Consider the following 18,769-nt stretch of genomic DNA (forward strand, 5'->3'; position numbering starts at 1 on the left):
TGTTTATAAGGTTTTGATAATTAATGAATTAAAAATGGTCATTTTATTGATGTATAACATGACCATTTTTAAATTAGTAGATAAGCCTACTTTATTTTTTATTCCATATAAATTGTAATTTTGTAAGAAGATTTCCATTGTTACTTTTAATATTATGAATTGTAGTAATATTGCTATCCTCATTATAAATTACTTCAGATGAAATATGTAATGTATCTCCATCAGTTGTTTCCTTTTTAAATAGGACTTTAATATTAAATAATTTATATTCATTTAAAATAGATCTTGGTAAAGTATCTATTGCCATTTCCATATACTTTACATTATTAACATGTCCATTAGAATCTATATCACTATATCTAACTGGATAGTTTTTTATATAATCTTCTTTTTGAATTTTAGGAATATCATCTAAAATAGGTACTTCATCTAATTCTCCATTAAGTCCATATATTTCGCTTTGGGTAGATGATATCCTCATAGGACGTCTTTTTTCAAAATCTATTAATATAGCTGTTGAAAAAACTTCTCCTATAACTTTACCTTCAGAGTTTTTTATAGTATTTTGTCTATATCCATAGAATTTTTTTGAACCTAACACCTTCGTATCGACAGTTATTGTATCTCCAAATTTAGGGTATTCATATATAGTTATATCATACTTTAAAAGTACCCAAATATATTGATTATGGACAAATCCTTCTTTAGTTTCCCCTAAATAATCAGATTGGGATATAATTACATCCCAAAAGAAATCTACTAAAGATGAAAATTTACATTTATGTTCAGAATCAACATTAAAAATATTTATTTTGTATTCTTTTTTAAAAATATCATTCAATTATAGTTCCCCCTTTTACAAAGTTAATATGGACTTTATATTAAATATTGTATCATAATTTTAAAATTTCTATCTTATGTATAGGAAATATAAAGCTTACATTCTAAAGTTTTATAATTAGTATTACTTTTATTCTACATTTAATAGTTTTATGGCTAGTTGATGCGATATTATAAAATATTATATTATAATATTACTATAAGGATTGAGGAAATGAATATACTTAAAGATACGAAAAATATTAGAAAGAATGAAAGTGTAAGGAATAGTTGATGAAGCAAGAAAAATAGTTGGATATAAAATCAACAATAAATCATTATGTATAAATACGAGTTTTACAAGTTAAAAAAATGGAGGGGGATACATATGTCTCAAATGACTAAAAAATCATTTGCTTCATCGCTTAAAAAAATGCTATCACAAAAACCATTGGAAAAAATAAAAGTCATAGATATAACAGAAGATTGCGAAGTAAATAGGCAGACATTCTATTATCATTTCAAGGATATTTATGATTTACTAGAGTGGATTTATACAAATGAAGCAACACGAGCTTTAGACGGGAAAAAGACATATAATACTTGGCAACAGGGGTTTGCACAGATATTTGACTACATATTAGAGAATAAATCTTTTGTATTAAATACATTTAACTCTGTAAGTAGAGAATATCTAGAACGTTATTTATACAATGAAACACAATTACTTCTTATGGGAGTAGTAGAAGAAAAGGCAAAAGACATGTCGGTTAGGGAAAAAGATAAGGAATTTATTGCAGATTTTTATAAGTATGCATTTATAGGTCTTCTGATTGACTGGATTAAAAAGGGAATGAAAGAAAATCCTGTAGATATTATTAATAGATTGAATAAATTGGTTTGTGGTAACATTGAAGAGGCTTTAGAGCGATATAGGACAGATAAATAAGTAGTATAAAAGTAAATAGAAAATATGAACTAGACAAATATTATTATTTGTCTAGTTTTTTTACAAATTTATATTTATGCTTAAAATCTTTACATAAATCCAATTTTGTCTATATAAGAAAATATTAAATCGGAATATTATATAATAAAGCTTTTATAATAGCTAAGATTTAAAGTATAGGGGGACGATTTTATATGTATTATAGTAATGGGAATTATGAAGCATTTGCACGTCCACAAAAACCTGAAGGTGTAGATAGAAAATCAGCATATATAGTTGGAGCTGGTTTGGCATCTTTATCTGCTGCATGTTTTTTAGTTCGTGATGGACAAATGAAAGGTGAACATATTCATATCTTAGAAGAAATGGATATAGCAGGTGGTGCTTGTGATGGAATTAATGATCCTCAAAAGGGATTTATCATACGTGGTGGGCGTGAAATGGAAAATCATTTCGAATGCTTATGGGATTTATTTAGATCAATACCTTCAATAGAGACTGAAGGAGTTTCTGTATTAGATGAATATTATTGGTTAAATAAAAAAGATCCAAACTATTCTTTAATGAGGGCTACAGTTAACCGAGGAGAAGATGCTCATACAGATGGCAAGTTTGCATTAACAGATAAGGCATCTATGGAAATAATACGATTATTTATGTCAAAAGAAGAAGATTTATATGATAAAAAAATTGAAGATGTATTTACAGAAGAATTCTATGAATCAAACTTTTGGTTATATTGGAGAACTATGTTTGCTTTTGAAGAGTGGCATAGCGCCCTTGAGATGAAGCGTTATATTCAAAGATTTATTCATCATATTGGTGGGCTTCCCGATTTTTCAGCTTTAAAATTTACAAAATATAATCAATATGACTCATTAATTTTACCAATGGTTAAATATCTAGAGTCTAATGGAGTTCATTTTCAATATAATACAACTGTTACCAATGTGATTTTTGAAATAACAGAAGATCAAAAAGTAGCAAAACAAATTGTTTGTATTAAAGATGGAAAAGAAGAAACTATTGATTTAGTAGAAGAAGACTTAGTGTTTGTTACAAATGGTAGCTGTACAGAAAATGCAACTTTAGGTGATGACGATAATGCACCAGTTTTAAATACTACTGAAGGAGGTTGTTGGAGACTTTGGAGAAACATAGCAGTACAAGATCCTTCTTTTGGTAGACCTGATAAATTCTGTACCAATATAGATAAGACTAATTGGGAATCTGCTACTATAACTACTTTAGATAACAGAATACCTCCGTATATAGAAAAAGTATGTAAACGTAACCCATTTAGTGGAAAAGTTGTTTCAGGAGGTATCATTACAGTTAAAGATTCACCTTGGCTAATGAGTTATACTTTAAATAGACAGCCACATTTTAAAGATCAACCAGATGATCAACTTGTTGTATGGGTTTATGGATTATTTACAGATGTGGATGGAGATTTTATAAAAAAACCAATGAGAGAGTGCACAGGTTATGAGATTACTCAAGAATGGCTATATCATTTAGGAGTTCCAGTAGATCAAATTCCTGATATGGCAAAAAATTCTGCTCATTGTATCCCTTGTATGATGCCATATGTTACTTCATTCTTTATGCCAAGAACATCTGGAGATAGACCGAAAGTGGTACCAGAAAAATGTGTTAACTTTGCATTTATTGGTCAATTTGCAGATACTGTTCGTGATACTGTATTTACAACAGAGTATTCTGTAAGAACTGCTATGGAGGCTGTATATACATTACTTGATGTTGATCGTGGAGTTCCTGAGGTATTTGGTTCTTGTTATGATGTTAGAGTGTTACTTGATTCAACTTCTAAGATGATGGATGGAAAAAAACTAACAGATATTAAACTACCATTAACATCTAGAGCTAAATTAAAACCAGTCATGAAAGAAATTTCAGGAACTATAATTGAGGAATTATTACAAAGATATAATTTAATATAAGTTAACTCTAATTAGTAAAATTATAATGAGCCGTATCACAAGCAAGTGATACGGTTCTTTTATAAAATATTAAATCCAGTTGTATTACTCATTTATACAGTTTTCTTTTTTTAACCTATGGATTTTCATTAGATATTTTATGATTGTAAAAACTATAGAAGCCATCAACACAGGGTTTACTACAAGTGGAATAGAAATATTAAATATATATGGACCTTGTGATCCTATAGGTGAATTTAAACAATTATTAAAGAAACAAAAACTAAAAAATCCTATTATCAAAAGTGTAAAAATAAGATTTTTATAATGAGATATTTTTGATGGAATATCTGAAAATATTTCAAAATCTTTTCCGTCATTTTCTCTCTCAAAGTAAAACCAACCCCATTGAATAGCTACCGTATTAATATCTAAATTAGATATAAAATCTATATAATCTAAATTTTCATCAGAAGTAAAAGGCTTTCTTTTTTCCACCTGATAAATGTAAGCATCTTTTTCACACGGTTTAAAACGGTATGTGAACCAACTCTTACCAGTTAACCTATATCCTTGTTTTGCTAAGCTATTAAGCCATTTAGTTTCTTTTTCAATATCAAAGAATATCTTTGATTTATTCATAACAAATTACACCCCTTTTACTTAACTACTTGATTAGCAAGTTCTAAAACATCATTCAATCTTTTTAATTCCTTATTAACAATTTCTTTTCCTAATCCTGTAATTAGATAATTTTTCTTCTTCTTTTCTTCACTAACAAGTTGTATCCATTTTTTATCTACAAGTGTATTTATTGCTCCATACAACGTACCTGCGCCTAAGATTAAACGACTATTAGTTTTTTCTTCAACAAATTGCATTATTCCATAACCATGGTTAGGGTTATATAGTGCTAATAAAATATACAATGTTACCTCTGTTAGAGCCCCACCTTTAACATTATCCTTCAAAGTATCACCTCACTTTATTACGGTTAAAGATATATCAGTAACCGTAATAAAAGTATATCGTTAAACGTAATATATATCAATTGAATTTTAAATACAAATATCGACATTAAATAAGATTTTGATTTATAATTAGGGAAAGAGTAAGTGATATGCTTACTTTGAAAGATTATTTAAGTTAAATAAAAATAAAAACAATAAAATAACTGTATAAAAATTTAGTTTTTATACAGTTATTTTATTGTTTTTATAAAGTTTTCTTGTTGAGAAGTTATATTGAAATTTTAACTAACCATATTTAGAATATGTGGATTTTTACTCCTAATGAAATTACTAAGTAGTCTAAGTTAATATAGTTAGATTTGAATATTAATATTAGTTAAATTAACTTTAATTAGTATCTAGAGTTTTGTTCAGCTAATTCTGCATCTGATTTAGTTTGGTGTACTGTATCATGTGGATGCTGAGGAGGTGCATATATAGCATATAATTTAAGAGGTTTATTTCCTGTATTAATTATATTGTGCCATTTGCCAGCAGGTATCATGATAGCATAATCTTCATAAACCATTTTTTGAAAATCTAACTTATCTTTACTATCTCCCATTTTAACGAGTCCTTGCCCTTCTTCAATACGTATGAATTGATCACCAGTCTCATGGACTTCTAAGCCTATATCATCTCCAATATCTATGTTCATTAATGTAACTTGTAAATCAGTTCCAGTCCATAAAGCAGTACGGAAATTATTATTTTGATCAGTAGCATCTTCGATATTAATTACAAATGGATTAGGGCCATAATCCTTCAATTGAGGAAGCGGTCTTTGAAATCCTTGATTATACATTGATGAATTTCCCCAAAAACTATATGGATTCATATTTTGCATTTGAGGAAAGGCCCAGAAAGGATAGGGAAACATATTAAACATTTGCATATTAGGGAAATAGGGCCATGGATATTGATTTTGGTTATTATACATATATATCACTCCTTTTATAGATTTAATAACAATATATGAGGAGTGTTTGTGTAAGGTGATTTTACAAAGTTTAAGTAACAGGAGTTTAAATTTAAAATTGATATAATAAATGATATTATAGATAGTTCTAAAGTAGAAACAGGTCAGTATAAAATATATAAAAATATAATGACATTGTATATATTGTTGAAGAAGCCGCACTTAATATGAGTAAATTCATTGAAGAAAATGGTGCTACCAAAGCAAGTAGCAGCGGAATAGGGCTTACACTTGTTAAATATATTTCAGATCTTCACTGTGGATATGTTAGACTTGAAAGTGAACTCAATAAAGGGAGTAAATTTACAATAGGTCTTCCATGTAAATTAGACTATGGTATATCTAATGAAAATTTAAATTAAGATAAAAAAATGGCTCTAGGTATTAAATTCAATTACCTAGAGCTATTTTTTCAATAAAAAAGATTTATTTATTTTTAAATTAGAGAGAATAACATAACTGTACCTAATCCAAATGTTGTGAAGTCAAACACAACATGGACAATCCATGGAACAATAATACTATTTGACTTTAATGCTGCTAAATTGAAAAATATTCTAGCTAAGCCTTGAACAAAAAGAATATGAATAAGTGTATGCATTACATTGCCACTAAAGTAAGTAGAGTAGTGTAATAGTCCAAAGAATATAGAACTTAATATAATTCCAATTGTGTTAGCTAACTTTAAGTTATCAGTTTTTTTGTAAGTAAAATTTGAAACAACTAAAAGAACAAATATACTTATTACTTCTTCAAATAATAATACAAAAGGTAAAGATATAAGTGTTTGAACAATATGTTCAGATCCTGGATTACCGTGTAAATTAAGTTTGAAAACCGTTGTTAGTAAAACCCCAGAGACAAAGCTAGCTATTAAAGAAACTATATACCATACAGCTATATTCTTAAAAGGCTTTATAGGCTTTGAAAATACATCACTTAGTCCACTTTTTCCAAAAGCAATAACTAAACTAACAATAGATAATAAAGGAACTGATACAATTTTAAACACATATAGCCCCATAGTATCTGATTTAATTAAATCAATTTTAAATGTAACTAATAATAATAGCATTGATACTATAACTGGAAAAAGCTTAAGTTGATATTTTGTTATAATTTGATTCATAATGTACACCTCTTTTTTTATTTGTTTAATAAAACAATATTTTAGTTAAGAGAGTTAAAAGTTAATACATTCCATAAATTCTTATTTTTTATAATAATTAAAAAAGCAAAAAATAAACTGAATTGGATTTAACAGGTTAAATTATTTATATATTTGCGTATCCGGTGAGTTTATTCTAAGCTTTTTATCTTTCCAAAACCTTTCTAAAGTATTTCCTAATTATTATTTTTTTATGATATAAAAAAATCGCACCATTTAATGTGATGCGACCTCGATTTCTTCGACTCTATCAATATATAAATTATAAGAAAGTCCTATAATAACTAATATACCTCCAACAACTTGCCAAATAGATATTTTTCCTGATAGAATGAAATCTAAAATTATTCCAGTGAATAGCTGACCCACAAATAATAATAAAGTTAAATAAAATGATGAAACTTTAGATGATAAAAACACTTGTAAAGATACTACAGCCACACCAACAAGACCTCCAGTATAAGCAAGCCAATTAGCATCGTAAGAAGTAGATGCAAACAACTTAGAAGTCTCACCGCTTATAAGTAATATTAATATTGAACCAGCAAGACCAAATATATAATTAAATAGTGTGCTTTGGTAAACCCCTAATTTTTCAGATAAAACAAAGTTTACAGATCTTGAAATAACATTTGAAATTCCAGATAATATAGCTATTAGTGCATAAAACATAAATAATACCTCCTTATTACAATGTCATAATAAAAATACCTAAGATTATTATTCCTAATCCTATTATTTTTTTCTTTTCAAATTTATTGACTTCTAAGTCAAAGTATCCAAAGTGATCGATAACAATTGATGTGACTAGCTGGCCTAATAAAGCTAGTGAAACAGTAAGAGATACACCAAGATTTGTAAAACTAATATTAGTAAATAGTACAGTCAATATACCTATAAGTCCTCCTGAGAACATGTAAAAAGGTATTCCCTTAAGGTTTTTTATCTTAGACTTAGTCACCACAAGTAATATTATAATCCCAATAAGACCTACAAAGTGTATGATGACGCTAGAAATATAGTTTCCAGTTGCATTTCCAAGATCTCCGTTTAGAACAACCATTATAGATAAAACTACACCTGTTAAAATTGAAATTAAATAATTCATATATTTTACCTCCATGCTAGATTATTAAATAATATAACATAGAAAGAAAGTATTAATAATGACATATGTCATATATATAGATATAATCTTTATGTACATTTAGAAAAGAGGTGATTAGATGAAGAAAATAGATGACAAGTTTATTATAAAAACTTTCTATAATGAATTAAACATGGATGAATTATTTGAAAAAGAAATGAGTAATGATATGAAACTTCTTAAATTTGAAAGACATGAATACCTATGCAGAGAAGGTGAGGAATTAGAATACTTTCTCTTTTTAGTTGAGGGAAAGGCGAAAGTATTTAAGACATTACCAAACGGAAAATCATCTCTTCTTAGTTTTTATAATTCACTAGGAGTAATAGGGGATGTGGAGTTTATAAACAAAGAAGTAGTTTCAGGGACATTACAAGCATTAAGTACATGTTATTGCTTAGCTATACCTATGAATATAGCTAGAACTAAACTTATAAATGATTGCAAATTTTTAAGATTTTCCTGTTCACGTTTAGCAGAAAAATTAGCAGATATAAGTATGAGTAGTTCTATAAATTTACTTTATCCGCTTGAAAATAGATTGGCAAGTTATATAAATGAATTATTGGTAGAACATGATTCTAAAATCGAGTATGTAGATTTTGATGAAAGTTTAATAGATGTAGCAGAACACCTAGGAAGTAGTTATAGGCATTTGTTAAGGACTTTCAATTCACTGATTGAAAAGAATGTTTTAGATAAAGATAAATTAGGATATAAGGTTATAGATAAAAATAAACTATCAGATTTAGCAGGAGATTTATATAAGGATGTATATTTCAAGCCCACTCAAATTAAATAAAAGCAACAAAAAGAATCTTCTATTATTTTAGGAGATTTTTTATTTTGCTAAAAAATATTGACTAACTAAAAATAATGTGTAATAATGATTTTAAAATTAGTTACAAAAAGTAAGCAACTAACTAAAATAAATAAACAAACTTAAAATAAGTAATGAAACAACTATTTTTATTCAGATATATGAATAGCTTAAACAGTAAATATAAAATATATAAAAAAGGAGTGTTATAAAATGTTAAGGAAAATAGATAGTAATAATATGGGGAATAGTTATCTTGGATGGTTAAAGAGTAAATTTCATTTTTCATTTGCAGAATACTATAATCCAGATAATATGAATTTTGGAGCTTTAAGAGTTATAAATGATGATTTAATTCAACCCAATACTGGATTTGAAGTTCATCCTCATAGAGATATGGAAATAATATCATACGTTGTCAATGGTGAATTAACTCATGGAGATAGTATGGGCAACAAGAATACTATAAGCCGTGGACATGCTCAATACATGAGTGCAGGGACAGGTGTTTTCCATAGTGAACATAACTTTGGAGAGGATCAATTAAGACTTTTACAAATATGGATATTACCAGATAAAAAGGACTACACACCAAATTATGGAGATTATAAATTTAATTGGAATGACAGACATAATAAATGGCTTCATATTGCATCAAGTAAAAATGAAAGTGCGCCAATAAAAATAAACCAAGATACAAATATTTACGCGTTAGAACTTGAAAAAGGAAAAGAAATAGACTTTAAAGTTAATGAAGGAAGACAAGCTTACCTTGTTCAAATTGAAGGCAATTCATCAATTAATGAAATTGAATTAAATGAAAGTGATGGTATGGAAATAGTTGAAGAAGATATCTTAATTAAAGCAAAGGAAACTTCTCATATTTTAGTCTTAGAGATGAGAAAGCAAGATTAATGTTGTTTAAATTATATAAAAATAAATTAAATTTTATTTATAAATAATAATTAAAATGGAGGAAAATTAAAATGGATAAGAATCAATTAGTATGTGGGTGCATGAAAGTAACATTAGGAGATATTGAAAATGCTATAAAGAGTGGAGCGAAGTCTTTTGAAGAGGTACAGAATATAACTAATGTAAGCAGAGGTTGTGGAAGATGCGCTAATAGTGTTAAGGAACTTATTTCAAAACTTTTAGAAAAATAAATATATATTACTAAAGTGACAAAAGCTCTTATCGATGTATAGCATAGATAAGAGCCTTTCTATATTAACAAGGAATATATATGTAATTTATTAGGGTAAAGTATTATAGATTTTTAATTTAATATAATAATTTACTTACTTTTTTTTGCAAATATGCTAGAATGTATGCAGGTGGTGAATGGATATGGAAAAATATCATATGTGTCCAAAGTTTGAAAATGCTTTTGAATTATTAGGAAAGAGATGGACTGGCCTAATTATAAGAACATTGATGAGCGGACAAAAGCGATTTTCTGATATAGCAGATGTAATTCCAAATATGAGCGCTCGAATGCTAACAGAAAGACTTAAAGAATTAGAGAGTGAAGGAATTGTTGTTAGGAAAGTCTATCCAGAAATACCTGTACGCATAGAGTACGAGCTTACAGAAAAAGGACAGGAACTTAGAAGTGTTATGGATGAAATTCAAAAATGGGCGGAAAAATGGAATTAAAAAATAAATAAAAAGAATCTCTTAATTAATCTAAGAGATTCTTTTTATTTATTTTGGAAAATAGTTGATTAAGTATAATTAATATATATTTTACAAAAATAATGATTGACATTTTAAAATAAAAGGCATACTATAATGTAAAATAATATTAAAACTTCAGTGAAGGGAAGAGTAAATATTTACTAAGTATCTAAAGCGAGTGGAGGGCGGTGAAAGCTCCATGAGAAAAGGAATATCGAAAGACATCCCAGAGAAACTTATCTGAAATAAAGTAGGATGAGTCGGGTTACACCGTTATATGTAATAAGAGATGGCTTAGAGTTATTTAACTTTAGTCAAGTAGAATGGCACCGTGAATATAGCTTTCACTTCTATCATAGAAGTGAAAGCTTTTTTTATTATTATAGAATAGGGCCCATTCTATGGAACTATTTTGCTTGATAAAGTTATAATATAAGTCAAAAAGGGTGGTACCGCGAATCTTCGCCCCTTGGGATTAATATCTCAAGGGGCTTTTTTAATACTTTTAAATTACAAGGAGGATTAACAACATGAAAAGAATTTTGATAAATAAATTAAATAATTATATAGAAAATGAAGTTAAAATTGAAGGATGGATACATCGTATAAGGGCTTTAAAATCAATAACATTTGTAATATTAAGAGATAGAACTGGATTAGTTCAATGTGTTATTGATAATAAATTGATTAATTCAGAAGATATAAAATTAGAATCAGTTGTATCTGTAACTGGTAGGGTTAAAGAGAGTAATAATAAACTAAATAACTTTGAAATTGAAGTTAGAAAATTTGAGGTAATTAGCAAATGTAAAGATGAGCTACCAATTGAAATAAACAAAGGAGATTTAAATATAAATCTAGTTACCATGCTAAATAACAGGGTTTTAAGTTTAAGACATGAAAAAATTAATGCTATTTTTAAAGTGCAAAATGTGATTGTTAATGGGTTTAGAGAATACTTGATTGGTGAAGGTTTTACTGAAATATTCACACCAAAACTTGTTTCAGAAGGGGCAGAAGGTGGAACTGAAGTTTTTGAAGTTAAGTACTTTGAGAATAAAGCATATCTAGCTCAAAGCCCACAATTTTATAAACAGATGATGGTTGCAGCTGGATTTGAAAAAGTATTTGAAATTGGGCATGTTTATAGAGCAGAACAACATGATACAAACAGACATTTAAATGAATATGTAAGTATGGATTTAGAGTTTGGGTTTATTGAGAATGAAGAAGATATTATAAAATTAGAAGAAGAGTTATTAAAATTTATCATAAATAAATTAGAAAAAGAAACTAAAAAATATTTAAATTTACTAAATGTAGAACTTCCAAATATAAATGGAAGTATTCCAAGGATAAAATTTAGCAAGGCTATAGAGATTTTAAAAGAAGAATATAATAAAATAAATTTAGAAAATGATTTAGATCCAGAGGCAGAAAAATTGCTATGTGAATATGCTAAAGAAAAGTTAGGAAGTGATTTTATATTTGTAACTCACTATCCAAGGGTAAAAAGACCAATGTACACTATGCCATGTGGAGAAAATGAAACACATAGCTTTGACTTACTATTTAGAGGAATTGAGATTACTACAGGAGGCCAAAGAATTCATGATTATGATATGTTAATAAATAATATAAAATATAAAGATTTAAATCCTGAAAATTATTTAAGTTATACTGAGGTATTTAAATATGGAGTTCCTAAACATGGTGGATTAGCAATAGGGTTAGAACGAATCGTTAGTAAAATATTAGGACTTGAAAATGTAAGAGAAGCAACTCTTATAACAAGAGACAGACATAGGCTTATACCATAAATTAAGTTTATAAAGGCGCTATCTATAAATAAGATAACGCCTTTCATTAAATATTTTATATTAAATACGACATGAGGGAACTTTTTAATATTATTTAATTTGATACTAGGTAGTTCTTATTTTTAATAATAAATTTAATAAAGATTACTAGACCTATTAGCGTAACTAATCCACCAGATATTAAATAAAATGCAATCTCCAAGTTAGTAATATTACTTACCTTTATGTTTAATGTACCAGTAAAATAACTTATAGCTGTAAAAATACCTGCGAATAAGTTATTTAGTGAATGTACTGATATAGATACCACTAAATTATTATACTTTTTATATAGCACACAGCATGCAATACCAAAAGCTATGGCGCCTAATATCCCTAAAGTTTCGTGACCAATACCAAATATTAAAGAAGATACAATTGATGAAAAAACAAAACTAAATCTCATGTTTAGTCTTTTAAAAAGAACTCTTCTAAAAACTATTTCTTCTAAAATTGGAGCTAATATTACTAATACAATAAGAAGAAGTATCAAGTCCATAAAATTAGTTGGATTTCCCCAAGAATCATTTAAAAGTTCTAAAGCTTTATTTTGGTTAGCAATTGCTAAAATTCCAATATTTAAATTAGCTAGACCAAAAGATAAAAATATCTGAGTACATACCACTTTTAATATTTCTTTTGTATTAGAGACTTTTTTGAAGTTATAAAATCGTTCTTTTACTAAGTTTGAATTTACCTTTCCTGATATTAATGTTATGACTAGTATTGATAAAAACATAATGAAAGCAAATTGTATATTGCTTAATGCCATGCCAAAACTTGATAACGAATATAGTATTTCTCCCAAAGAGACTAAAAAGGTTGTTCCAAACCATATTAAAGCCATTTTCCAAATTTTAATTTCTTTCATTACTTCCCCCTTAAAACTTTTGCTATTTGATAATTACTTAATTACAAAAACTGGATATATTTAATTATACTATTATTTAATATGTAAGGTAGATTTTAAAAATAACTAATGTAACTTTATATAAATACGACATGAGGGAACTTTTTTGAATTTAAAATATCTTATATAGTAATTGAAAAGTTATTTAAAAATAAAGTTAAAGTGAAAAACTTAGTAACGATTTGTAGCATGGTTGTTATGGTTTTTGTTGGGATTTTACTAACTGGAATAGTAATGTATAACTAGAATTTTTACATACAAATTTAAAAATCGAAATATTAAAATATGTATATTTTGAGTAATAAAAAGAGCAATTTAAATATTGCTCTTTTTACTTATAAACTTATATAATTAAAAAACTATTTTTTTAATACAGGAACATAAATATCCATAACGGTATCTTTTCTAAAGTGGCATCTTTCATCATAAAACTCAAAATCTATCTTATCCTCATCAAATACATAATCACTTTTACTAAACCAATCTTCAAATATATATTTCCAAGTAGCTTTTATTGTTTTTGCAAAATCATTTTGAGATGAATCATTGCTTGTATCTACTGGTGGAGTTGTAAAAACGGCATATGTTGCTTCTGGAATTTCTATGGTAATCATATCTTCTGAAACAGATTCAAAGTCATTAACTATTACACCCATAAGGTATATAGCATCTCCATTTTTATCATTAGATGGGATGAACACACCAACTTCACCATGTTTATTTGGTTTTAGAATTTCATACATTTTGCTTTCTAAATTTTCTCCACTGTAATTACTCCAAAATGAAGCAATATCTTTAGTGAAATTGCCATTTGAAATGTTTGTTTGGATACCATACCCTGCAACTTTAAATGCAGGTTTACTTACAATAACAGGATTCATAATATAACCTCCAATTTTATATACTGATTCTTTGTTGAAATAATAGTCCTCCATACGTTTTATATACTGTGAAGGAGTAAATCCATATTCTTTTTTGAATGCTTTTGAAAATCCATTATGTGTATCAAATCCATATTCCAAAGCTACATCTATAATTCTATTTCCATCAAATAACTTTGTAGATGCCAATGATAATCTTCTTTTTTTAACATAGTCCATTAAAGTCATACCTTGGCAAATATTAAATATTCTACAAAAATGAAAAGTTGAATATCCACATTTATTTGCAATTAAATCTGGGGTTAGTTCGCTATTTATATTTTCTTCTATGAATTCAATACACTGTGACATAATATCACTATAGTTCAATGCTAGCACCTACCTTCATCACGTGATAATTTAAGTATAGTAACTAAACTAAGGGTATGTTGTTCCTAAATTGCTATGTTCTAAACTTTTTAATTTTATTATACAGTGCAAATAAGTATATAGCTGATGAATAATTAAATATATATAATTATTCAAATTTATAATTGGTAATATAATGAAATATATAATATAATCAAAGTTGTTAATTACTAAATAATGATAATTAGCCTCACTTAAAATAATATATAAGTGAGAACTGTAGGAGGAAAAATTTATTATGGATTATGGGTTATTAAATAGTGGGAGTTTAATGCTTGGATTAGTTGCATGTATACTTCCAATGGGTAATATCATAATGCAAAATAAGGTTGGAAATAGATATTGGGGGATTATATCTATAGCCAGTTTTAGTGCGTGTGGGATATCGTTATGTTTACAAATTTTTTATATTAACCATTTAGTAAATATAGAGGATTGGACAGCGATTATGGATACTTTAAGTATGGTGTCACTTGGATCTTTATTACTTCTTATAAGCACAATAATACTAAATATTATTGTGTTCAATATATACTTCAATAAAAAATATTAATCTTAATAAACACATGAATAATACACTCTTTAAATATTGAATAAGGCTGTAAAAAACAAAATATCATATATATGAATATACATTTTGATAGAAATATAAATAGAAAAGACTAAAAATTTTGAAATTAAAACCGATATGGAAAATAGAGCGTGAGTTGTTATGTAGCTATATAACAACTCACTTAACACAGTAGACTAAAAATAGAAATTAATATAAATTGACTAATAAGAAATGTGTAAATACACTTAAAATTAAATATAAATGAAATTCAGAAATAAAAACTTAATTTAAGATCTGTACTGTATGAAGTTAGTTGTATACAACAGGCGTTTAAGAAATGGGATGAAAAAATAAGTATGGATTGACTTTTAATAAGGAGGTTTTTATGAGTTTAGAAATAATTATTTGTGATGATGATTTTGTACATCGATCTATTTTAAGGGATTTTCTATGTAAGGTTTTAGAGGAAGAGTTTTTAGAGTACAATTTGTTAGAATTTTCATCAGGAGAAGAGTTATTAGAATCTTATCCTAAGAAAGCCGATATTTTGTTTTTAGATATCCAAATGAATGATTTATCAGGAATGGATACAGCTAGAAGAATTAGAGAGTTTGATAGCAATGTAGAAATAATTTTTACAACCGCTATAGCTCAGTATGTGTTTGAAGCATATGAGGTTAAGGCTTATAGATATTTGCTTAAGCCACTTGAATATGAAGAAATTAAAAGACAATTAAAGCTTTGTATATCGGAGTATTTAAACAGACATAGTATAGTATCTATAGAGTCTAGAAAAGAAACTATAGTTCTTCCGGTAGACGAAATTTTATATGCTGAGGTTCAAAGAAAAGAAGTTACTATATACACAAAGGACAAGACTTATACAATTGAAGTTAGTATGAAAAAAGTTGAAAGAAAACTTTTAAATTATAACTTTTTCAGATGCCATCACAGCTATTTAGTAAACTTAAAGAAGGTAAATGAGTTAAAAAATAATTCTATCATAATCAATGATATTGAAATTCCTGTAAGCAGAGGCAAATATAAAGAGTTTAAAGTTAGACTTACTAGTTTATTAGGGAGCTCGTTATGTTAAAGAGCCGTTTGTTTTGGGAAAGTGTTATCACAATTTCATCAATAATAGAATTATGGGGATGTAAAAAGATTTTTGATTATACAAGTGAAAAAAGAGTTAGTAAAATTAAAATCAACATAATTATGTTGTTTATTATAGCTTTTATGCTTTTTTTACTACATACAGATATATATCCAAATAGCAGAATAACAATATCTATAATATTAACTTTTGTTTTTTATATTACAACTTACGATATAGATTTTTACACAGGGATAGTAAATATATTGATGTATTGGATGGTTTTATTAGGAATAGATGCATTAAGCATGAGTATTATAATAGATACTAACTCTATTAAAGATATGAGCAGTCTTCTTTCAAATAATGTTTATAGGTTAGAATTTATTCTATTATGCAAAATTCTTTTGATTTTTTACATAGGCATATACAAGATAAGTAAAAGTGAAATTAAAATTAATAAAAAAGATATTTTATGCATAGTAATTCCTATCATTGGGAACATTACATCATTTTTCATTGTATTTAAATATTTATTTAAATTTTCTCAACAAGGTTTAATAAGTGAAATTCATATATTAAACTTTTCGATACTATTGTTTTTGTCAAACATTTCGATTATTTTAGTTATAAGAAAAATTAGAAGAGACAGTAAGTTATTGGCAGAATATAAAGTAATGAAAAAAAGTGTAGATATGCAGTATAAGTACTATATGAAAGTTAAAGATAACCAATTAAAAACAAGGCAGTTATACCATGATATGAAAAACCATATTATATGCATAAAAAAACTCAATGAAAATGGATATAGTTCAAATACTTATATAAGTAACTTAGAAAATCAGCTAAAAAGATATGATAACACATTTGATAGTGGAAACATGTTGCTTGATATAATTTTGAGTGATAAGAAAGAGCTTTGTGATAAAAATAATATAAATTTCAATTGTAATATAAACTTTAATAAGTGTAATTTTATGGAGTTAGAAGATATATGTAGTATTTTTTCAAATTTGTTAGATAACTCTATTGAAGCATGTGAAAAGATAAACGATTGTAATAAGTATATATCTTTGGAAGGTAAGATAATAGAAAATTTCTTTGTATTAAAAGTAGAAAATTCTAAGGCTAATAAGATAAATATTAAAGATAGAAAAGTTATTACGGATAAGAAAGATAGGTTTTTACATGGATTAGGAATAAAAAGTATTAAACAATCAGTAAAAAAATATAATGGAGAAGTTGTAATAGATTATACAGATGATAAGTTTATTTTGAATATTTTAATACCAATTGTACTGTATAATGACAAGTTATACTAAAATTAAGACTTTTAGATTTTTATGTGTTATAAAATAATTAAAGTATTTCAAGGGAGTCAATATGATAAAGCTTTTGTCAGATAAGATAGCATATTTTTTAGAGGATAGAAATTTTATAGAAAGTGAAGATAATGAGGTATGTTCTTTTGGACTTGAAGTATTAATTTCTTCACTAATAAATTCAATTTTAGTACTAACTCTAGGAATTATTCTAAACAAGTTTTTACAAACATTAGTCTTTGTAGGATGTTATTGCTACATTAGACAATATTCAGGTGGATATCATGCAAGCAGTCATACAAAGTGTATTTTGACATTTCTGTGTATGTACCTAGCGACTATTCTAATTGCCGATAGCATACACGACATACACTCAAAAGTGATGATAATAGCTATAAGCACAATTAATTGGACTAGTATATATTCATTATCACCTGCTGAGCATGCTAACAATCCTTTAAGTAATAATGAATTAATTAAAAATCAAAAAAAAGCAAGAATTAGAGTTACAGTATTCTTATTATTTACAATTATAGGTTCACAAGTCCAACAAGTATATGAGTATACAGTGTATAGTGCATTAGCATTATGTTGGATAAACTTTATGCTCATTTTACAAGTAATTAAAAATAAGGGGGACGCTAACTATGAAAAAACTGTTAGATAAAAGCATGAAATGTGTTGGAGATATGGCTATGTCTGTAGCAAATTTATCTGCTAACAAAACTTGCTTATGGTATAGTTACCAACCAAAAGTACCAAAAAAATTAAAAAGCCCTAAATAAGTTTCTTTATTTACCCTAAATAAGTTTCTTAATTAAATAAAAGAACTAACTCGATTTTTATTAATAAAAGCCAAGTTAGTTCTTTTTTACGCATGAAACAATTGAAATAAAGAAATAACTTTTAAATATATTTGATTGATTTGAGTTGGATTTTACTCAAGGGATAATACGTTTTTTAGATATCATGTATTCACATTTTTATGAATTTTGAAGCAAGTTATACTATATGCTTGCAAGTTATGTATATTTATTGATGATTAAAATTTACAGTGATATTTTATAACTGTGAAAGGGAAAACAACTTATAAGACATTTACAATAAAGCAAAATTTATTAAATTGTTTTTTATAAATCTCTTTTATCAAACTTATAAAAATTTAAATTTTTAGACTTAGGCTTTATTTTTAAAATTAAATTACCTGAGTTAAAGATTTAAACTT

Annotated in this window: 22 protein-coding genes and 1 other annotated feature; of the genes, 13 read left to right on the top strand and 9 right to left on the bottom strand. The window is 26.7% G+C overall.

Annotated features, from left to right (window positions below; genetic code table 11):
* Nucleotides 1-91 precede the first annotated feature (91 nt).
* On the bottom strand, nt 92-841 hold the full coding sequence (locus GFJ41_RS11460) for an acyl-[acyl-carrier-protein] thioesterase (protein WP_035117973.1): 750 nt from the start codon (nt 839-841) through the stop codon (nt 92-94).
* A 366-nt stretch (nt 842-1,207) separates the two neighbouring features.
* On the opposite strand from GFJ41_RS11460, the gene GFJ41_RS11465 reads away from it, so the two are divergent.
* Together GFJ41_RS11465 and GFJ41_RS11470 are read left to right on the top strand one after the other, a co-directional pair.
* Nucleotides 1,208-1,768: a TetR-like C-terminal domain-containing protein gene (locus tag GFJ41_RS11465; protein WP_035117972.1), complete on the top strand. Its 561-nt coding sequence runs from the start codon at nt 1,208-1,210 to the stop codon at nt 1,766-1,768.
* A 194-nt stretch (nt 1,769-1,962) separates the two neighbouring features.
* The gene (locus tag GFJ41_RS11470; RefSeq protein ID WP_035117970.1) at nt 1,963-3,732 is read left to right on the top strand and encodes an oleate hydratase; all 1,770 of its coding nucleotides are present in this window, start codon (nt 1,963-1,965) and stop codon (nt 3,730-3,732) included.
* An 84-nt stretch (nt 3,733-3,816) separates the two neighbouring features.
* On the opposite strand, the gene GFJ41_RS11475 is transcribed toward GFJ41_RS11470, so the two are convergent.
* From GFJ41_RS11475 to GFJ41_RS11485, 3 genes are all read right to left on the bottom strand, one after another.
* On the bottom strand, nt 3,817-4,353 hold the full coding sequence (locus tag GFJ41_RS11475; protein WP_035117968.1) for a DUF2812 domain-containing protein: 537 nt from the start codon (nt 4,351-4,353) through the stop codon (nt 3,817-3,819).
* 17 nt (nt 4,354-4,370) lie between these two features.
* A complete protein-coding gene (locus tag GFJ41_RS11480; RefSeq protein ID WP_035117966.1) occupies nt 4,371-4,682 on the bottom strand; it encodes a PadR family transcriptional regulator in 312 nt (103 codons plus the stop codon).
* A 391-nt stretch (nt 4,683-5,073) separates the two neighbouring features.
* Nucleotides 5,074-5,661: a cupin domain-containing protein gene (locus GFJ41_RS11485; RefSeq protein ID WP_170075373.1), complete on the bottom strand. Its 588-nt coding sequence runs from the start codon at nt 5,659-5,661 to the stop codon at nt 5,074-5,076.
* Nucleotides 5,662-5,867: 206 nt separating this feature from the next.
* On the opposite strand from GFJ41_RS11485, the gene GFJ41_RS18725 reads away from it, so the two are divergent.
* Nucleotides 5,868-6,062 (top strand): ATP-binding protein, encoded by a 195-nt coding sequence (locus GFJ41_RS18725; RefSeq protein ID WP_035117965.1) that lies wholly within the window; start codon nt 5,868-5,870, stop codon nt 6,060-6,062.
* 74 nt (nt 6,063-6,136) lie between these two features.
* On the opposite strand, the gene GFJ41_RS11495 is transcribed toward GFJ41_RS18725, so the two are convergent.
* From GFJ41_RS11495 to GFJ41_RS11505, 3 genes are all read right to left on the bottom strand, one after another.
* Nucleotides 6,137-6,829, bottom strand: coding sequence for a CPBP family glutamic-type intramembrane protease (locus tag GFJ41_RS11495; RefSeq protein ID WP_052169284.1), 693 nt, complete (start codon nt 6,827-6,829; stop codon nt 6,137-6,139).
* A gap of 255 nt (nt 6,830-7,084) precedes the next feature.
* Entirely contained in the window at nt 7,085-7,540 is a 456-nt protein-coding gene (locus GFJ41_RS11500) for a DMT family transporter (protein ID WP_168932509.1), read from the bottom strand.
* Between the two features lie 16 nt (nt 7,541-7,556).
* Nucleotides 7,557-7,976: a DMT family transporter gene (locus tag GFJ41_RS11505; RefSeq protein WP_168932508.1), complete on the bottom strand. Its 420-nt coding sequence runs from the start codon at nt 7,974-7,976 to the stop codon at nt 7,557-7,559.
* A 118-nt stretch (nt 7,977-8,094) separates the two neighbouring features.
* Between GFJ41_RS11505 and GFJ41_RS11510 the strand changes: the two genes are divergently transcribed.
* The 5 genes from GFJ41_RS11510 to aspS all read left to right on the top strand — a co-directional run bounded on the left by GFJ41_RS11510 (nt 8,095) and on the right by aspS (nt 12,335).
* On the top strand, nt 8,095-8,817 hold the full coding sequence (locus GFJ41_RS11510) for a cyclic nucleotide-binding domain-containing protein (RefSeq protein WP_035117959.1): 723 nt from the start codon (nt 8,095-8,097) through the stop codon (nt 8,815-8,817).
* Between the two features lie 231 nt (nt 8,818-9,048).
* Nucleotides 9,049-9,750, top strand: a complete 702-nt coding sequence (locus GFJ41_RS11515) for a pirin family protein (protein WP_035117957.1) — start codon at nt 9,049-9,051, stop codon at nt 9,748-9,750.
* A 71-nt stretch (nt 9,751-9,821) separates the two neighbouring features.
* Nucleotides 9,822-10,001, top strand: a complete 180-nt coding sequence (locus GFJ41_RS11520; protein WP_035117955.1) for a (2Fe-2S)-binding protein — start codon at nt 9,822-9,824, stop codon at nt 9,999-10,001.
* 199 nt (nt 10,002-10,200) lie between these two features.
* Nucleotides 10,201-10,494, top strand: coding sequence for a winged helix-turn-helix transcriptional regulator (locus GFJ41_RS11525; protein WP_332841145.1), 294 nt, complete (start codon nt 10,201-10,203; stop codon nt 10,492-10,494).
* A gap of 150 nt (nt 10,495-10,644) precedes the next feature.
* Nucleotides 10,645-10,870 (top strand) — a binding site (T-box leader).
* Between the two features lie 175 nt (nt 10,871-11,045).
* Nucleotides 11,046-12,335 (top strand): aspartate--tRNA(Asn) ligase, encoded by a 1,290-nt coding sequence (aspS, locus tag GFJ41_RS11530; RefSeq protein WP_170075374.1) that lies wholly within the window; start codon nt 11,046-11,048, stop codon nt 12,333-12,335.
* 94 nt (nt 12,336-12,429) lie between these two features.
* Here aspS and GFJ41_RS11535 read toward each other — a convergent pair whose 3' ends face one another.
* Nucleotides 12,430-13,245 carry a CPBP family intramembrane glutamic endopeptidase gene (locus GFJ41_RS11535; protein ID WP_035117952.1) on the bottom strand — a complete coding sequence of 272 codons (816 nt, stop codon included), beginning with the start codon at nt 13,243-13,245 and terminating at the stop codon, nt 12,430-12,432.
* Nucleotides 13,246-13,643: 398 nt separating this feature from the next.
* Complete coding sequence (locus GFJ41_RS11540; protein ID WP_332841146.1) at nt 13,644-14,516, bottom strand: AraC family transcriptional regulator; 873 nt, start codon at nt 14,514-14,516, stop codon at nt 13,644-13,646.
* Nucleotides 14,517-14,811: 295 nt separating this feature from the next.
* Between GFJ41_RS11540 and GFJ41_RS11545 the strand changes: the two genes are divergently transcribed.
* From GFJ41_RS11545 to GFJ41_RS11565, 5 genes are all read left to right on the top strand, one after another.
* On the top strand, nt 14,812-15,126 hold the full coding sequence (locus GFJ41_RS11545) for a hypothetical protein (RefSeq protein WP_035117948.1): 315 nt from the start codon (nt 14,812-14,814) through the stop codon (nt 15,124-15,126).
* Nucleotides 15,127-15,511: 385 nt separating this feature from the next.
* The gene (locus tag GFJ41_RS11550; protein WP_170075376.1) at nt 15,512-16,222 is read left to right on the top strand and encodes a LytR/AlgR family response regulator transcription factor; all 711 of its coding nucleotides are present in this window, start codon (nt 15,512-15,514) and stop codon (nt 16,220-16,222) included.
* Nucleotides 16,216-17,544, top strand: coding sequence for an ATP-binding protein (locus GFJ41_RS11555; protein WP_035117944.1), 1,329 nt, complete (start codon nt 16,216-16,218; stop codon nt 17,542-17,544). Before GFJ41_RS11550 ends, GFJ41_RS11555 begins: the two co-directional genes overlap by 7 nt.
* Nucleotides 17,545-17,605: 61 nt before the next feature.
* Nucleotides 17,606-18,211: an accessory gene regulator ArgB-like protein gene (locus GFJ41_RS11560; RefSeq protein ID WP_035117942.1), complete on the top strand. Its 606-nt coding sequence runs from the start codon at nt 17,606-17,608 to the stop codon at nt 18,209-18,211.
* Nucleotides 18,192-18,329 carry a cyclic lactone autoinducer peptide gene (locus tag GFJ41_RS11565; RefSeq protein ID WP_081949296.1) on the top strand — a complete coding sequence of 46 codons (138 nt, stop codon included), beginning with the start codon at nt 18,192-18,194 and terminating at the stop codon, nt 18,327-18,329. The genes GFJ41_RS11560 and GFJ41_RS11565 overlap by 20 nt, the downstream gene beginning before the upstream one ends.
* Nucleotides 18,330-18,769: the final 440 nt, after the last annotated feature.

Source organism: Paraclostridium dentum, assembly GCF_012922555.1.
GTDB lineage: Bacteria > Bacillota > Clostridia > Peptostreptococcales > Peptostreptococcaceae > Paraclostridium > Paraclostridium dentum.

Bases quoted from the DNA above. Each gene is read 5' to 3' on its own strand.
- GFJ41_RS11465 (WP_035117972.1), top strand. From the start codon at position 1,208: ATGTCTCAAATGACTAAAAAATCATTTGCTTCATCGCTTAAAAAAATG.
- GFJ41_RS11470 (WP_035117970.1), top strand. From the start codon at position 1,963: ATGTATTATAGTAATGGGAATTATGAAGCATTTGCACGTCCACAAAAA.
- GFJ41_RS11475 (WP_035117968.1), bottom strand. From the start codon at position 4,353: ATGAATAAATCAAAGATATTCTTTGATATTGAAAAAGAAACTAAATGG.
- GFJ41_RS11485 (WP_170075373.1), bottom strand. From the start codon at position 5,661: ATGTATAATAACCAAAATCAATATCCATGGCCCTATTTCCCTAATATG.
- GFJ41_RS18725 (WP_035117965.1), top strand. From the start codon at position 5,868: ATGAGTAAATTCATTGAAGAAAATGGTGCTACCAAAGCAAGTAGCAGC.
- GFJ41_RS11495 (WP_052169284.1), bottom strand. From the start codon at position 6,829: ATGAATCAAATTATAACAAAATATCAACTTAAGCTTTTTCCAGTTATA.
- GFJ41_RS11500 (WP_168932509.1), bottom strand. From the start codon at position 7,540: ATGTTTTATGCACTAATAGCTATATTATCTGGAATTTCAAATGTTATT.
- GFJ41_RS11505 (WP_168932508.1), bottom strand. From the start codon at position 7,976: ATGAATTATTTAATTTCAATTTTAACAGGTGTAGTTTTATCTATAATG.
- GFJ41_RS11510 (WP_035117959.1), top strand. From the start codon at position 8,095: ATGAAGAAAATAGATGACAAGTTTATTATAAAAACTTTCTATAATGAA.
- GFJ41_RS11515 (WP_035117957.1), top strand. From the start codon at position 9,049: ATGTTAAGGAAAATAGATAGTAATAATATGGGGAATAGTTATCTTGGA.
- GFJ41_RS11520 (WP_035117955.1), top strand. From the start codon at position 9,822: ATGGATAAGAATCAATTAGTATGTGGGTGCATGAAAGTAACATTAGGA.
- GFJ41_RS11525 (WP_332841145.1), top strand. From the start codon at position 10,201: ATGTGTCCAAAGTTTGAAAATGCTTTTGAATTATTAGGAAAGAGATGG.
- aspS (WP_170075374.1), top strand. From the start codon at position 11,046: ATGAAAAGAATTTTGATAAATAAATTAAATAATTATATAGAAAATGAA.
- GFJ41_RS11535 (WP_035117952.1), bottom strand. From the start codon at position 13,245: ATGAAAGAAATTAAAATTTGGAAAATGGCTTTAATATGGTTTGGAACA.
- GFJ41_RS11540 (WP_332841146.1), bottom strand. From the start codon at position 14,516: ATGTCACAGTGTATTGAATTCATAGAAGAAAATATAAATAGCGAACTA.
- GFJ41_RS11545 (WP_035117948.1), top strand. From the start codon at position 14,812: ATGGATTATGGGTTATTAAATAGTGGGAGTTTAATGCTTGGATTAGTT.
- GFJ41_RS11550 (WP_170075376.1), top strand. From the start codon at position 15,512: ATGAGTTTAGAAATAATTATTTGTGATGATGATTTTGTACATCGATCT.
- GFJ41_RS11555 (WP_035117944.1), top strand. From the start codon at position 16,216: ATGTTAAAGAGCCGTTTGTTTTGGGAAAGTGTTATCACAATTTCATCA.
- GFJ41_RS11560 (WP_035117942.1), top strand. From the start codon at position 17,606: ATGATAAAGCTTTTGTCAGATAAGATAGCATATTTTTTAGAGGATAGA.
- GFJ41_RS11565 (WP_081949296.1), top strand. From the start codon at position 18,192: ATGAAAAAACTGTTAGATAAAAGCATGAAATGTGTTGGAGATATGGCT.